The organism is Ruegeria sp. AF1 (assembly GCF_056542125.1).
Genome location: NZ_JBQFZG010000012.1, coordinates 24,966 through 37,498, shown reverse-complemented (window position 1 = coordinate 37,498; position 12,533 = coordinate 24,966). Strand labels below are relative to the sequence as shown.

Genomic DNA, 12,533 nt, shown 5'->3' with positions numbered 1-12,533 from the left:
AGGCTGAGGTGGACAGATATTCCCGCATGGTGCAGTTCCTTAAGGTGCTGTTGCCGCTCGCGGCAATTGTGATGTTGTCCACGGTATTCCTGCTGTCCCGCAGCATCGAAACAAACGTATCCGTGCCCTTCGCGCAGAAAGACATTGATGAGAGACTGGAACAACAGGTGGTAACGCGGCCGGATTACCGCGGAACGACCCGCAAGGGAGAGACCGTGCATATCGAGGCTGTGCAAGCCAGGCAGGGCACCGAGGCGTCGGTTCCGACCGCGTCCGAGTTTCGCGGCCGCTTTGGGCTGCTCAATGGCGGCACAATTTCCCTGGATTCGAATTCCGGCCAGATCCGTCCGGATAGTGGAACAGCAACCTTTGTTGGTGACGTGGTCATCACCACGGCGGATGGTCTCAAGGTTACGACGGATCTGCTCAATACCTCGTTGGATGAAGTCCGGGGCGACACGCCGGGGCAGGTGAACGGAACCGGTCCGATCGGTAACTTTTCTGCGGGGCGTATGACCTTTGGCACTGAAAAAACGGACGGGCCAGTCCATATTGTTTTTACAGATGGTGTGAAGCTGGTATACGAGCCTGAAAAAGCAGAAAGATAACTTGTGTTCGATTTTCGATTTGTTCCTTTGTGCCTCGCGTTGATCGCGGGCGCCGCGCCCGTGATCGCGCAGGAGGCGCAGGTGGCTTTTGGGTCCGCGAATGCCGATCCGAGCCTGCCGGTCGAGGTGACATCGGAAACCCTGAACGTCAATCAAGAGGACGGATCGGCCGAGTTCATCGGGAACGTTATCGTCGTGCAGGGTGAAATGCGCCTGACAGCCGAACGCGTGCTGGTTATCTACAATCAGGAACGCTCGGCGATCGAGCGAATGGAAGCGACCGAGAATGTGGTTCTGGTCAGCCCGCCGGATGCAGCGGAAGGCGACTGGGCTGAATACAAGATCGGTTCGGGTGAGATTGTCATGAAGGGCAATGTCCTGCTGACACAGGGCCCCAGCATCATCAGTGGCGATCAGATGAACGCCAACCTGACTACGGGCACTGCGACCATGACCGGGCGGGTCAAAACGATCTTGCAGCAGGGAAACAACTGATGGCGCGTCCCGACCTGAAACTGACCGAGGGCAGTTCCGGGCTGCGCATCGAGAAATTGCGGAAGTCCTACAAAAAAAAGACGGTGATCCGCGATGTCTCGATGACGTTGGGCCGGTCCGAAGTGGTAGCGCTGCTGGGGCCGAACGGGTCAGGTAAGACCACAACGTTTTATTCAGTTGCGGGACTTGTATTCCCCGAGGCGGGAAAAGTCACGATAGACGGCCAGAATGTGACTACTTTGCCGATGTACCGGCGGGCGCGGATGGGGATCGGCTATCTACCGCAGGAGATGTCGATCTTTCGCGGCATGAGCGTCGAGGACAACATTGCTGCCGTTCTGGATATCACGGTCTCTCATGCGCATAAGCGCAAAGAGCGTTTGGAAGAGCTGCTGTCGGACTTCTCGATCGAACACTTGCGCCGGGCCCCGGCATTGGCGTTGTCAGGCGGCGAGCGCCGCCGGGTCGAGATCGCGCGCTGTTTGGCCGCAGACCCCAAATACCTGCTGCTGGATGAACCGTTTGCAGGCGTTGACCCGATCAGTGTCGGGGATATTCGCCATCTGGTCGCGGATCTGAAAAAACGCGGTATTGGTGTGCTGATCACCGATCACAACGTCAGGGAAACGCTGGAAATTGTCGACCGGGCCTATATCCTGCATGACGGTCAGGTTTTGATGTCCGGCACACCTGATGAGGTTGTCGAAAACGAGAATGTGCGCCGCGTCTATCTGGGCGAGAATTTCCGCATTTCATAATCTTGCGCGGAGTTGTGCCAATTGCATGGCGGAAATCGCGTATATACACATCTGTTTTGATTGACTCTTCCCTCGTCTCTTGCCTCAATTGGCTTATGGCATTTACCCGGCTCCAGTCTGGATCTCGATGTCCCTTCTTCGAAGGGCTGGAAACAAGGCAACCGCGGAAAATGTCTCGACCCCCCACCCGATAAAAACAAGCTCGTCGCGTTTCGCGGCGTCAGAATGGGTGTGAATTGTGAAGGAGATCACATGCGTTACCAAATCAGCGGAAAACAGATTGACATCGGTGCGGCGTTGCAGACACACGTGCAGACCGAACTGAATGAGGTCGTGGGCAAATATGCGCAGCGGCCTACGGATGCAAACGTCGTCTTTTCCCGTTCGGCGCATGAATATGTATGCGAGACAACAGTGCACCTGTCCACTGGCCTGACGGCTCAGGCCAAAGCCCATGCAACCGAGATCTACGCGGCATTTGAGGCATGCTGTGATAAAATGGAAAAACAGTTGCGTCGTTACAAGCGTCGCCTGAAGGACCACCACAAGGATCGGGTCGAACCGGTTGAACTCTTTGGGGCGTCCTCTTATATCCTCGCTTCTAACGAATCGGAGTCGGCCGATGAACCCGAATCGCTTCAGCCAATGATTGTGGCCGAGATGGAAACAAAAATCCCATCTTTGAGCGTCGGAGAGGCCGTTATGCAAATGGAACTTGCCGGTGCGCCAGTACTGGTGTTCAGAAATGAAAACAAGGACGGATTGAATGTCGTTTATCGTCGCGATGACGGTAATATCGGCTGGATTGATCCGTAACAGGCAAGGATACGGGGCCGCGCCCGCTGATGCGGGTGCGTGCCATGGAGCGTGATCATGGAGCTTTCGAGCATACTGAAGCCCGAAGCGGTGCGTGTTTTGTCCGCGGCTTCCAGCAAGAAGCGGCTGTTTCAGGAAATCGGTGACGTCGCCGCGGCGACGCTGGGTATCGATCCTCAGGAAGCGGTTGATTTCCTGCTGGAGCGGGAAAGCCTTGGACCGACCGGTGTCGGCCATGGTGTGGCGTTGCCACATGCGCGCCTGCCCGATCTTGATTCGGTGTCAGGTGTTTTTGTCATGCTTGAGAAGCCGATCGATTTCGGTTCGGTTGATCGCCAGCCTGTGGACATTGCCTTCGCGCTGTTTGCACCGGAAGAGGCGGGCGTTGATCACCTCAAAGCTCTGGCTCTAGTGTCTCGCACATTACGGGATACTTCGGTTTGCACCAAGCTCCGGGCGAACCCTGATCCGGTAAAGCTCTATGCAATCCTGACCGAGGCGCAGTCTATGCAAGCCGCCTGATTAACAAAAAAGCCCCCGAAAACCGGGGGCTTTTTTCTTTCCGTTGGCCGGATCAGCCGCCGGTTCCCATTTCCAGCGTCCACCAGATTTTACCACCGCCTTCCTGATGCCAGGCGAATCCCATTTGGGTGGCCTTGGCGTCCATTATGACAGCCCTCGGTCCGGGTTCCTGCATCCAGGCGGCAAGCGTTTCAGTCTCGGTCTCGTAAGTTTCGGAAATGGCTTCCCCCAGAAACGTGCCGAAATAGCCAACACGCGCTGCCCGGTCGATCGGTGATGAACCGTCTGAACCAAAGTGCCAGGGCCGGTTCTGCCGCGACATATCCTTCGAATGAGTCGCCGCCGCTGCGTTCAGCTGCGCGTTCAGCTGTACGGGCTGCAATCCCTGGGCCTGACGCAAGGCATTGACCGAATCAAGCATGCGGAACTGCAGCTTTTCCGGATTGCCGCGGATCTTATATACGGTCGGCAATGGGCGACCATCAGATCCCAGGGTGGTTGAGCCAGTGTTGGTACATGCCGCAAGCGCGACAAAGCAAATCAACAGTAAAGAAACGATGCGCGTCATGTTCGACCTGATTATTGTATCACAACAGGGCATAGCGTGCCTGCTTGTTCTGAGCAAACGCGCAATGGCCACAACTTGCGTGATTCTGCCGGTTTGGTTTGCGACTGAAGCATTCTGGCCATAGAATGCCTCTGATTTCAGACTTCACCAAAACACAGGACCCGTTGTCATGGTAAAAAAGCGCATTCTTTCGCCTACCCGCAGGGGATTTCTAGCAGGGGCTACCGCCACTCTGGCGACACCGGCACTGGCGCAGTATATCCCAGGCGACCCGCTACGTCCCGCGCCCGAGAGTGAACCAGCGGTTCGCCGCAACGTATCCGGGTTCCGGGCATTGGATTGGCAACCGTATTTCTCGAACACCAGAAATGGCGCCATATTGGTCGATACCGTCTCAAGAGCGCTGCATTATTGGTCGGATGATCAATCGGTGTACAAATTGTACCCGTCGTCGGTTCCGCTGACCGAAGACCTTACCCGGCGCGGGCGCACCAGTGTGATCCGCAAGGTCGAAGGCCCGAGCTGGTCTCCGACGCCGTCGATGAAAAAGCGAAATCCGGAATGGCCGGACTATATTCCTCCGGGTCCTGATAACCCATTGGGAACACACGCTTTATACCTGAGCTGGAAGTACTATCGCATTCACGGCACCCATGATACGCGTAAAATTGGTCGCAGATCGTCGAATGGATGCATCGGCCTTTTCAACGAAGACATCGCCGAGCTGTTTTCGATGGCAAAGGTTGGCACGCAAGTGTTGCTAATATGACGACATTTTTGTGTGCGAAGCCGCTTACAGGTCAAGTTGCAATTGCATTCCCGCTCTAATGCTGATTAGAAAAAACTACGAGGTAAGTCTTAGATGTGCGGCTCCGGATATTGGAACCGTGCAAATTCTGGAGGTTAATATGAAGAAACTCGTTCTCGCCGCAGCTCTGACTGCAGCAGCTTCGACTGCATATGCTGGCAACCTGAATGAGCCGGTTGTTGAAGCACCAGTTGTTGTTGAAGAAACTCAGGGTTCGTCGCAGGGCATTCTGCTGCCGCTGATCCTGCTGGTCGTTGTTGCTGCTGCTGTTGCTGCAAGCTAATCCGACACGGAATTCATGAAAAAGGCGGTGGAGCAATCCACCGCCTTTTTTAATTCCAACAGGTCTTCAAGCCTGTTGCGCGCCGAAGGGATACTGACGCGCCAGTATCAAGCCGAGCCTGACGTTCTCATAAGAGATTTGGCTTGTGTTCTGGAAACGCTTTACGCCAGCCACCCGCGCAGATTGTCTTCGATCACCTTTCCAAGTGCTGTGATATGGGCATCGTCATCGTTAAGGCATGGAATATAGGTAAACGTCTCGCCGCCTGCTTCTTCGAAGCTCTCTTTGATTTCTTCGTTAATCTCTTCCAGCGTTTCGATGCAGTCCGCAGAAAACGCCGGGGCAATAACAGCAATGTTCTTTTTGCCTTGCTTCGCCAGGTCGGCCACGTGATCCACAGTGTAAGGTTTCAACCATTCTTCGGGGCCAAAGCGCGACTGGAAGGTCGATACCAATTGATCATCCGCCCAGCCCAATCGCTCCTTTAACAGCCTCGTCGTTTTAGCACACTGACAGTGATAGGGATCGCCCTGCTGCAAATACCGCTCGGGCATCCCATGATATGAGCAGACCAGAATGTCGGGTTTTGTTTCCATAGCCTCGTATGCACGTTCAACTGACTGTGCCAGCGCATCGATATAAATAGGTTCATCGAAATAGGCCGGAACGGTTCGCGTGGCGGGCTGCCAGGCTTCGTCCATCAGCGCGCGAAAGAACTGGTCGTTGGCGGTGGCCGTCGTTGCGCCAGCGTATTGAGGGTAAAGCGGAAAGAACAAGATGCGATCGCACCCTGCCGCTACCATCTCGCGCACTTTGGATTTGGTCGACGGGTTGCCGTAACGCATACAGAAATCGACCATGACCTGATCACCGTATCGTGCGTGCATGGCCTGGCTCAGCTTGGCAGTCTGGTCCTTGGTGATGGTCATCAGCGGGCTTTCGCCCTTTTCCTGATTCCAGATTGATTTGTATGCCTCGCCGGAACTGAATGGCCGTTTAGTCAGGATGATCGCCTGCAGAATCGGCTGCCATTTCCACTTCGGATAATCGATGACGCGCTGATCCGACAAAAACTCATTCAGATACCGACGCATCGGCCAATAGGTGTAATCGTCCGGCGTGCCCAGATTGGCCAGCAATATGCCGACGCGCCCCATCCTGATCTTGGGGTGATCCGTAGGAGCATGAGCGGGTCGCGTGGCATCAAACATATGAGGCTTCCTGAATTTCTTGCGTTAGGGCCTGAAATAAGGGGATTTGGTCGCGCGTCAATCGGGCAGTTTGCCCTCGTCGGTGCGCAAGGCGTCAGCCAAACGTGTTTGCGCCGACCCGGGACGCAGTGGCTTTGGTTGACTGTCGTGGGGGGCCCATCCCGTCAGGCAGATCAGTTCGAACGTGGCTGCCAGGCGCCGGGACCCCGTGGTGAAATGAGTCGCGTAGACGTTTTGCGCGGTTTCAAATACTGCGCGTTTGGTCGGGTGTTTCAGGCGCGCGGATAACGCATTGGCCTCACCCATATTCCGCAGATCGTGCATCAGGTGCCAGATGTCACGGTACTCAGCCGTGAGTGTCACCGAGTCTGCGACGGGCAAGGCCAGACCGGCCCGCTGCAACAAACCGCCCATGTCCCGCAGCTCGGCCATTGGAGCGATGCGGGGGCTGAGGCCACCGGTAACGTCAATCTCGGCCTGACCCAACGCCGCGCGCAATTCGTGCAGCGTTTCGCCGCCCAGACAAACAATCAGCAACAACCCATCGGGCTTAAGCGCGCGGTGGCATTGGATCAACTGACCTACCGGATCGTTTGCACAATGCAGTGTCATGGCGTGGATCACCAGATCATGTGCGCCGGGTTGCAGTGCCAGCACGTCGTTATCCGCAACGATCGAGGCTTCGGGAAAAGCGTCCGTCCAAAGCTGTGGGTAGGCCGTCACGATCGCTGCCGCCGTAAAGGTTTTGTTAACCATGGAGAGCCGATCCTGAACCTCGTCCATCGCGACGCGGTGCAGAAAAAGGGCGTCATCCTGCACGCGGTTGCGATGACGCAGAATGGCGGCACGGTCAAAAAGTGAGGGTGCAGTGGGTTCGGGCAGTTTCATAACTGGCAAGTATCGTATCGCGCAACGGATTCAAACCGCACTTGCGCTGATTTATCCACCACGTTGCATGGGGTGCGGCGACCTGACCGAGTCCGATTTTGGCCTGTGTGGCCCGTGCTGGCGGGAAACGCCATTCATTGGCGGCACGGTCTGTGAAAGTTGCGGTCTGCCCCTGATCGGAGGGCAGGACGAGTTTCGGACCGAGTGCGATGATTGCCTGAAGACCGCGCGCCCCTGGAGGGCAGGCCGCGCCGCGCTTTTGTATGACGGCAAGGCGCGGTCACTGATCCTGGCGTTGAAACATGGTGATCAGCCCGAACTGGCCCGCCCTGCCGCGCAGTGGATGGCGCAGGCAGGGCGCCCATTGCTGCGAGCGGGTATGGTGATTGCTCCGGTTCCTCTGCATTGGTCACGCTTGCTCAAAAGGCGATACAACCAGTCAGCTCTCTTGGCGCAGAACCTGGGGCGTGAGACAGGATTGAAATGCGTGCCCGATTTGTTGATTCGCAAAAAAAAGACGCCGGTGCTGGACGGCAAAACAGCAGCCGAGCGGGCACAGATCTTGGAAGACGCGATATGCCTTCAACCCCGAAATGCCCGCCATCTAACTGGCCGGAACGTCTTGCTGGTAGACGACGTGATGACGTCCGGGGCAACACTGGCCGCATGCACTCGGGTCTGTCAGGCGGCGGGGGCAAATCATATTTTTGTGTTGGCTCTGGCGCGCGTTGCTAAGAATGCCTAATTCGCCCAAGATTGCGCGAAATCCGAAGGGAACGGAAAATGAAGTCGGTAGAGATCTATACATCGCCACTGTGCGGGTATTGTCATGCAGCCAAACGCCTTCTGAAGCAGAAAGGTGTTGAGTTCAAGGAAATCGACGTGCTGATGCACCCCAAACGCAAACCTGAAATGATTCAACGTGCCGGAGGCAAACGCACGGTCCCGCAGATTTTCATCGGCACCACGCATGTCGGCGGTTGCGATGATTTGTACGAGTTGGAGCGTCAGGGCAAGCTTGACCGTCTGCTTGCGGCCTGATGAAAACCGCGCTGCTGCAAGTCACCTCGTCGGACGATCCGGCTGAAAACCTCGGGATGGTACGAGGCCTGATGGCTGAAGCGGCAGAACAGGGCGCCCGCTTTGTTCTGACGCCAGAGGTTACGAATTGCGTTTCGACCAGCACCACACGGCAGCGCGCGGTTTTACAACATGAAGAAGATGACATCACCTTGGCGGGCCTGCGCGAACAGGCTGCTGATCTGGGTGTATGGCTTCTGATCGGCTCGTTGGGGCTCAAGACTCATGACAATGACGGTCGTTTTGCCAACCGCTGCTTTATGATCGGACCGCAAGGTCAGATCGTGGCGCGGTATGACAAGATCCATATGTTCGATGTGCAGGTCACCGAGACCGAGACGTTCCGCGAATCAAAGAATTACCGCCCAGGCGAAAAAGCGGTTATCGCCGAAACGGATTTCGGCAAGGTTGGTCTGACCATCTGTTACGATATCCGCTTTCCATATTTGCACGCGGCACTGGCGGAGGCGGGCGCGCGCATTCTGACCGTCCCGGCCGCGTTCTCGCCGGTCACGGGCGCCGCGCATTGGGAGGCCTTGCTGCGCGCACGTGCAATCGAAACCGGGTGCTGGGTGCTGGCCCCGGCCCAAACTGGGGAACATCCAAAAACCGGCGGTAAAACACGCTATACTCACGGTCACAGCATGGTCGTCGACCCGTGGGGAAAGGTGCTGATCGACGCAGGGACCGATCCAGGCATTCACATTTTCGATTTGGATGATAGTTCTGTAACTGAGGCACGCCGACGTGTCCCTTCACTGCACCACCGCCGATCCTTCGACGGACCCTGACAGAACGGAACAATGACAGACGACACCAATGCCCTTGCGGTCACGCTGTTCAGCGAGATCCTGACCGCCGACCAGCTATTGCGGAACCGGCTTAGCCGCGTGCTGCCTAAGGGCATGGAAATCTCGCATTTCTCGGTTCTGAACCACCTGGCTTTTGTCGCGGATGAGCGCAGCCCGGCGCAGCTGGCCAACACGTTCCACGTCACCCGCGGCGCGATGACCAACACCTTGGCCAAGCTGGAATGGGCCGGATACATCCACATCCGACCCGATTGGGACGATGCCCGCCGCAAGATGGTGGCGATCAGCCCCGCCGGTAAACGCGCGCGGGATCAGGCGATTTCCTCGATTGCCCCGTTGATCAACCGCGTGGTCGGAGAGTTGGGGGACGACCGTGTTCGTTCGACACTGCCGGTGCTGCGGGATTTGCGGTTGCAGTTGGAGCAAGGTTGAGACGCAAGATCACGGCCGTGATTTTAGTCTTCTTGCCGAAGCGTGTTCCAATCGACGTGTGGCCCAATCTGTTCCAAGAATGTGGTGTCGATAAATCTATCTTTCCTCAGTTCCTTTTTGCATCGCTCTAGATACTCCTTGATGAAGCTAAACACTTCTTCGTTTGTGGCGTTCGCGGGAATGTTGAGATCTGCGGCGAGTTTATAAGTCTTGTACAAAAAGACTTTCCGTCTGGTTAAGACCGCACGTTTCTTTTCAGCGCTAAAATATTCACCAAGAACTTGTGACCCGCGAAAATAAAGCCGGATGTAGCCGATGATTTCGTTGAAATCCCACGTTCCGTACTTCAGCCGTTGATGTTCGACTCGCATTTTGCGATTCCGCGAAAGGATGTCTTCAGGAATGTCTGATCCTACTATTTCTCTCATGTCGCGATCAATCTTCGCGCTCAATTGTTGCTGGTACTTTTCTTCTTTCAAGCGATAGACCGGAACATCAAAAAATCTTTTGCCCCACATCGACAGGTTTTCCTAATTTGGTTTTCGTGACTACCTTTACCCCGGTTTCACACTTGCCGTCACATAGTTCACGCTTAAATCCCGGTCCGAAATCGACCAGCTCCACAGGATCGGGTTGAACACGAAACCCTTGCGGTCCACCGGCTCGACCCCCGCTTGGCGCAGCAGGTCGAACAACTCGTCAGGGGTGATGAACTTGTTCCACTCATGCGTGCCGCGCGGCAGCCAGCGCATTACCACCTCGGCCCCGAAAATAGCCATCGCATAAGATTTCGGGTTGCGGTTGATGGTTGAGCAGATCAGCAGCCCGCCGGGCCTGAGCAACTGCTGCGAGGCGGTCAGGAAACCCGCCGGGTCGGCCACATGCTCGACCACTTCCATGTTCAGGACCACGTCGAACTGCTCACCCGCGGCGGCCATGTCTTCGGCTGTGGTGTGGCGATAGTCGATCTGCAAACCGGACTGCTCGGCATGGATACGCGCAATAGGCAGGTTGCCTCCGGCGGCATCGGCCCCGACGACCTCGGCCCCCAGACGCGCCATCGGTTCGCTCAGCAGACCACCGCCACAACCGATATCCAACAGGCGCAGACCTTCGAACGGTTTCCGCACTTTCAGATCGCGGTCGAATTCACCGGCGATCTGCTGTGTGATATAATCCAAACGGCAAGGATTCAGCATGTGCAAGGGTTTGAATTTCCCATGAGGATCCCACCATTCCGCCGCCATCGCTTCGAATTTTGCGATCTCGGATGGATCCACCGTGTTCGGATGCGCTTGCATTCCTGTCTCCGTATGCTCTTTTACGCTTAAGGACTATATAGGGCCATAATGGACAAGTACCCGGACCAAAAGCGCGCAGTTCAATATCTGTACCCGCCGATCGACCCGTTCGACCAGCGTATGGTCGATATGGGCGACGGGCACCGTATCTATGTGGAACAATGCGGTAATCCCGAAGGCATACCGGTGCTGATCCTGCATGGCGGTCCGGGTGGCGGTTGCAGCCCTGCGATGCGCCGCTACTTTGATCCGCGTGTCTACCGGGTGATTCTATTTGATCAGCGTGGGTGTGGCCGGTCTCGCCCCACGGCTTCGGTTGAAAACAACACGACATGGCATTTGGTGGCCGACATTGAACGGTTGCGCGACCTGCTCGAGATTGATGAATGGATAGCTTTTGGCGGCAGCTGGGGCGCGACCCTTGCCTTGATCTACGCGCAGTCGCATCCCGACAGGGTCAGCCGTTTGGTGCTGCGGGGCGTGTTTCTGGCAACTCAGGCTGAACTTGACTGGTTTTATGGCGGCGGAGTGGGGCGTTTCTGGCCGGAGCAGTGGCAGAAATTCACCGCGCTTTTGCCCGAGGCCGAGCTGAAGGACACCATCACCGCCTATAACAAACGCCTGTTCTCGGGGGACCGCGCGACCGAGACCCTGTATGCGCGGGCATGGTCGCACTGGGAAAATGCGCTGGCATCGATCCATACGAACGGATCAGTGGGCGAAAGTCCCGGCGAATACGCCCGTACATTTGCGCGGCTCGAGAATCACTATTTCTACAATAAGGTGTTTCTGGAAAAGGATGGGCAGATCCTAGATCAAATGGACCGGATCGCTCATATCCCGGGTCACATCGTGCAGGGGCGATACGACATGATTTGCCCGCCGCAGGCCGCCTGGTCGCTAAGCGAACGCTGGCCGAATGCCGAGATCAAGATGGTACGTCAGGCCGGTCATGCGCTTTCTGAACCCGGGATCAGCGCAGAACTGATCCGGATCATGGATCGCGTGGCGGAGGGTTTGGCATGACACGCATCGACCGCCGTGCCTTGTTTGCTTCGGGTGCCGCCGCCGCGCTGCTTGCCGCGACAGGCGCGTCTCTGGCGGACAGACCCGAGAAAGGCGGAACGCTGCGATTGGCCGTGCCGCGCGACGACAGTCTTGAGCAGGTGGCGCGCGGTGCTGTTTTCGACACGCTGACCGAGATCGCCCCGGATGGCACTTTGCGGGGCGAGCTTGCGACGGGCTGGCAAACCGACGCCGATGCGAGGGTCTGGAGCTTTGATCTGCGCAATGATGCGGTGTTCCACGACGGCGCGCCTTTGGACATCTCAGACGTTGCGACCGTATTGGCCGAAGTCGGGTATACCGAGGCATTGACCGCCAACCGTTTGCGGCTGGAACTGGCCGAGGCAAATCCGGGCCTTCCATTCCTTTTGGCGGAAAGTCGTTTTGTCATTGCCCGCAATGGCGAAGGCGTCACGCCGCTACACAGGGCCAACGGTACGGGTTGCTACCGTGTCGAGCGCGCCGAAGACGGGCGACATTTCCTGGGTCGCCGTGTTTCGGGACATTACAAGGACGGTCAGGCCGGTTGGGTCGATGCATTCGAAGTGATCGTTATTCCCGATGCCCGTGTCCGCGCCGAGGCATTGCGCGATGGCTACGTCGATATTGCGGCTTTCCCAGATCCGTCCGAGATCCGCAGTACGCGCGGTCTTCGCTTCCATCCTTCCGAGACCGATATGGCACTGGCCGTTTCTGGGACGGTGGGATTGCCGCGGCAGATTGCCGGACGCACGGTTCTGGACGACGGTCGTATCGCTGAACGGTGGTGGATCGTGTAATTCCGGGTGATACATCTGTCGGGGGTTGCAGACTCGGATCATCCTGCGTATATGCAGTTTCAACAGCGGCGCGTTGGACTTCCGGTCCAAGGCTCCACCGGAAAATT

General features: G+C 56.7%; 18 protein-coding genes. 13 read left to right on the top strand and 5 right to left on the bottom strand.

All coding sequences use genetic code 11. The features are described 5' to 3' along the window. The first annotated feature begins 8 nt into the window (after positions 1-8). The 5 genes from lptC (at position 9) to ACR0BK_RS15225 (ending at position 3,199) form a co-directional block, all read left to right on the top strand. A complete protein-coding gene (gene lptC / locus ACR0BK_RS15245; RefSeq protein ID WP_480520011.1) occupies positions 9-608 on the top strand; it encodes an LPS export ABC transporter periplasmic protein LptC in 600 nt (199 codons plus the stop codon). Positions 609-611: 3 nt separating this feature from the next. Next, a complete protein-coding gene (locus ACR0BK_RS15240; RefSeq protein WP_480555273.1) occupies positions 612-1,103 on the top strand; it encodes an LptA/OstA family protein in 492 nt (163 codons plus the stop codon). After that, positions 1,103-1,861, top strand: coding sequence for an LPS export ABC transporter ATP-binding protein (gene lptB / locus ACR0BK_RS15235; RefSeq protein WP_480474775.1), 759 nt, complete (start codon positions 1,103-1,105; stop codon positions 1,859-1,861). The genes ACR0BK_RS15240 and lptB overlap by 1 nt, the downstream gene beginning before the upstream one ends. 252 nt (positions 1,862-2,113) lie before the next feature. Further along, a complete protein-coding gene (hpf, locus tag ACR0BK_RS15230; RefSeq protein WP_480474777.1) occupies positions 2,114-2,677 on the top strand; it encodes a ribosome hibernation-promoting factor, HPF/YfiA family in 564 nt (187 codons plus the stop codon). Positions 2,678-2,734: 57 nt separating this feature from the next. Further along, complete coding sequence (locus ACR0BK_RS15225) at positions 2,735-3,199, top strand: PTS sugar transporter subunit IIA (RefSeq protein ID WP_267363095.1); 465 nt, start codon at positions 2,735-2,737, stop codon at positions 3,197-3,199. Positions 3,200-3,251: 52 nt separating this feature from the next. Here ACR0BK_RS15225 and dalA read toward each other — a convergent pair whose 3' ends face one another. Continuing rightward, a complete protein-coding gene (dalA, locus tag ACR0BK_RS15220; RefSeq protein ID WP_209507204.1) occupies positions 3,252-3,767 on the bottom strand; it encodes a divisome-associated lipoprotein DalA in 516 nt (171 codons plus the stop codon). Positions 3,768-3,936: 169 nt separating this feature from the next. Between dalA and ACR0BK_RS15215 the strand changes: the two genes are divergently transcribed. Together ACR0BK_RS15215 and ACR0BK_RS15210 are read left to right on the top strand one after the other, a co-directional pair. Next, positions 3,937-4,536 carry a L,D-transpeptidase gene (locus ACR0BK_RS15215; protein ID WP_480474779.1) on the top strand — a complete coding sequence of 200 codons (600 nt, stop codon included), beginning with the start codon at positions 3,937-3,939 and terminating at the stop codon, positions 4,534-4,536. 139 nt (positions 4,537-4,675) lie between these two features. Further along, positions 4,676-4,858: a hypothetical protein gene (locus ACR0BK_RS15210; RefSeq protein WP_480474781.1), complete on the top strand. Its 183-nt coding sequence runs from the start codon at positions 4,676-4,678 to the stop codon at positions 4,856-4,858. Positions 4,859-5,019: 161 nt separating this feature from the next. Here ACR0BK_RS15210 and hemH read toward each other — a convergent pair whose 3' ends face one another. Then, entirely contained in the window at positions 5,020-6,069 is a 1,050-nt protein-coding gene (gene hemH / locus ACR0BK_RS15205; RefSeq protein WP_480555271.1) for a ferrochelatase, read from the bottom strand. A gap of 57 nt (positions 6,070-6,126) precedes the next feature. Beyond that, positions 6,127-6,957 (bottom strand): methyltransferase domain-containing protein, encoded by an 831-nt coding sequence (locus tag ACR0BK_RS15200; RefSeq protein ID WP_480555270.1) that lies wholly within the window; start codon positions 6,955-6,957, stop codon positions 6,127-6,129. Here ACR0BK_RS15200 and ACR0BK_RS15195 point away from each other — a divergent pair. From ACR0BK_RS15195 to ACR0BK_RS15180, 4 genes are read left to right on the top strand one after another with little or no spacing between them, the layout of a single operon-like run. Continuing rightward, entirely contained in the window at positions 6,938-7,702 is a 765-nt protein-coding gene (locus ACR0BK_RS15195) for a double zinc ribbon domain-containing protein (RefSeq protein ID WP_480474784.1), read from the top strand. The genes ACR0BK_RS15200 and ACR0BK_RS15195 overlap by 20 nt on opposite strands. 38 nt (positions 7,703-7,740) lie before the next feature. Next, the gene (grxC, locus tag ACR0BK_RS15190; RefSeq protein ID WP_480474786.1) at positions 7,741-7,998 is read left to right on the top strand and encodes a glutaredoxin 3; all 258 of its coding nucleotides are present in this window, start codon (positions 7,741-7,743) and stop codon (positions 7,996-7,998) included. Further along, entirely contained in the window at positions 7,998-8,828 is an 831-nt protein-coding gene (locus ACR0BK_RS15185; protein ID WP_480520003.1) for a carbon-nitrogen hydrolase family protein, read from the top strand. The genes grxC and ACR0BK_RS15185 overlap by 1 nt, the downstream gene beginning before the upstream one ends. Before the next feature lie 12 nt (positions 8,829-8,840). Continuing rightward, positions 8,841-9,281 carry a MarR family winged helix-turn-helix transcriptional regulator gene (locus ACR0BK_RS15180; RefSeq protein WP_480474789.1) on the top strand — a complete coding sequence of 147 codons (441 nt, stop codon included), beginning with the start codon at positions 8,841-8,843 and terminating at the stop codon, positions 9,279-9,281. A gap of 23 nt (positions 9,282-9,304) precedes the next feature. Here the strand turns inward: ACR0BK_RS15180 and ACR0BK_RS15175 are convergent, their stop codons facing one another. Continuing rightward, positions 9,305-9,799: a hypothetical protein gene (locus tag ACR0BK_RS15175; RefSeq protein WP_480474790.1), complete on the bottom strand. Its 495-nt coding sequence runs from the start codon at positions 9,797-9,799 to the stop codon at positions 9,305-9,307. Between the two features lie 36 nt (positions 9,800-9,835). Continuing rightward, complete coding sequence (ubiG, locus tag ACR0BK_RS15170) at positions 9,836-10,582, bottom strand: bifunctional 2-polyprenyl-6-hydroxyphenol methylase/3-demethylubiquinol 3-O-methyltransferase UbiG (protein ID WP_480555269.1); 747 nt, start codon at positions 10,580-10,582, stop codon at positions 9,836-9,838. A 48-nt stretch (positions 10,583-10,630) separates the two neighbouring features. On the opposite strand from ubiG, the gene pip reads away from it, so the two are divergent. Further along, entirely contained in the window at positions 10,631-11,608 is a 978-nt protein-coding gene (gene pip, locus ACR0BK_RS15165; RefSeq protein WP_480474792.1) for a prolyl aminopeptidase, read from the top strand. Then, complete coding sequence (locus tag ACR0BK_RS15160) at positions 11,605-12,426, top strand: ABC transporter substrate-binding protein (RefSeq protein ID WP_480555267.1); 822 nt, start codon at positions 11,605-11,607, stop codon at positions 12,424-12,426. Before pip ends, ACR0BK_RS15160 begins: the two co-directional genes overlap by 4 nt. Positions 12,427-12,533: the final 107 nt, after the last annotated feature.

Bases quoted from the DNA above. Each gene is read 5' to 3' on its own strand.
- ubiG (WP_480555269.1), bottom strand. From the start codon at position 10,582: ATGCAAGCGCATCCGAACACGGTGGATCCATCCGAGATCGCAAAATTC.
- ACR0BK_RS15215 (WP_480474779.1), top strand. From the start codon at position 3,937: ATGGTAAAAAAGCGCATTCTTTCGCCTACCCGCAGGGGATTTCTAGCA.
- ACR0BK_RS15200 (WP_480555270.1), bottom strand. From the start codon at position 6,957: ATGAAACTGCCCGAACCCACTGCACCCTCACTTTTTGACCGTGCCGCC.
- grxC (WP_480474786.1), top strand. From the start codon at position 7,741: ATGAAGTCGGTAGAGATCTATACATCGCCACTGTGCGGGTATTGTCAT.
- pip (WP_480474792.1), top strand. From the start codon at position 10,631: ATGGACAAGTACCCGGACCAAAAGCGCGCAGTTCAATATCTGTACCCG.
- dalA (WP_209507204.1), bottom strand. From the start codon at position 3,767: ATGACGCGCATCGTTTCTTTACTGTTGATTTGCTTTGTCGCGCTTGCG.
- ACR0BK_RS15175 (WP_480474790.1), bottom strand. From the start codon at position 9,799: ATGTGGGGCAAAAGATTTTTTGATGTTCCGGTCTATCGCTTGAAAGAA.
- hpf (WP_480474777.1), top strand. From the start codon at position 2,114: ATGCGTTACCAAATCAGCGGAAAACAGATTGACATCGGTGCGGCGTTG.
- ACR0BK_RS15225 (WP_267363095.1), top strand. From the start codon at position 2,735: ATGGAGCTTTCGAGCATACTGAAGCCCGAAGCGGTGCGTGTTTTGTCC.
- ACR0BK_RS15210 (WP_480474781.1), top strand. From the start codon at position 4,676: ATGAAGAAACTCGTTCTCGCCGCAGCTCTGACTGCAGCAGCTTCGACT.
- ACR0BK_RS15180 (WP_480474789.1), top strand. From the start codon at position 8,841: ATGACAGACGACACCAATGCCCTTGCGGTCACGCTGTTCAGCGAGATC.
- hemH (WP_480555271.1), bottom strand. From the start codon at position 6,069: ATGTTTGATGCCACGCGACCCGCTCATGCTCCTACGGATCACCCCAAG.
- lptB (WP_480474775.1), top strand. From the start codon at position 1,103: ATGGCGCGTCCCGACCTGAAACTGACCGAGGGCAGTTCCGGGCTGCGC.
- ACR0BK_RS15185 (WP_480520003.1), top strand. From the start codon at position 7,998: ATGAAAACCGCGCTGCTGCAAGTCACCTCGTCGGACGATCCGGCTGAA.
- ACR0BK_RS15160 (WP_480555267.1), top strand. From the start codon at position 11,605: ATGACACGCATCGACCGCCGTGCCTTGTTTGCTTCGGGTGCCGCCGCC.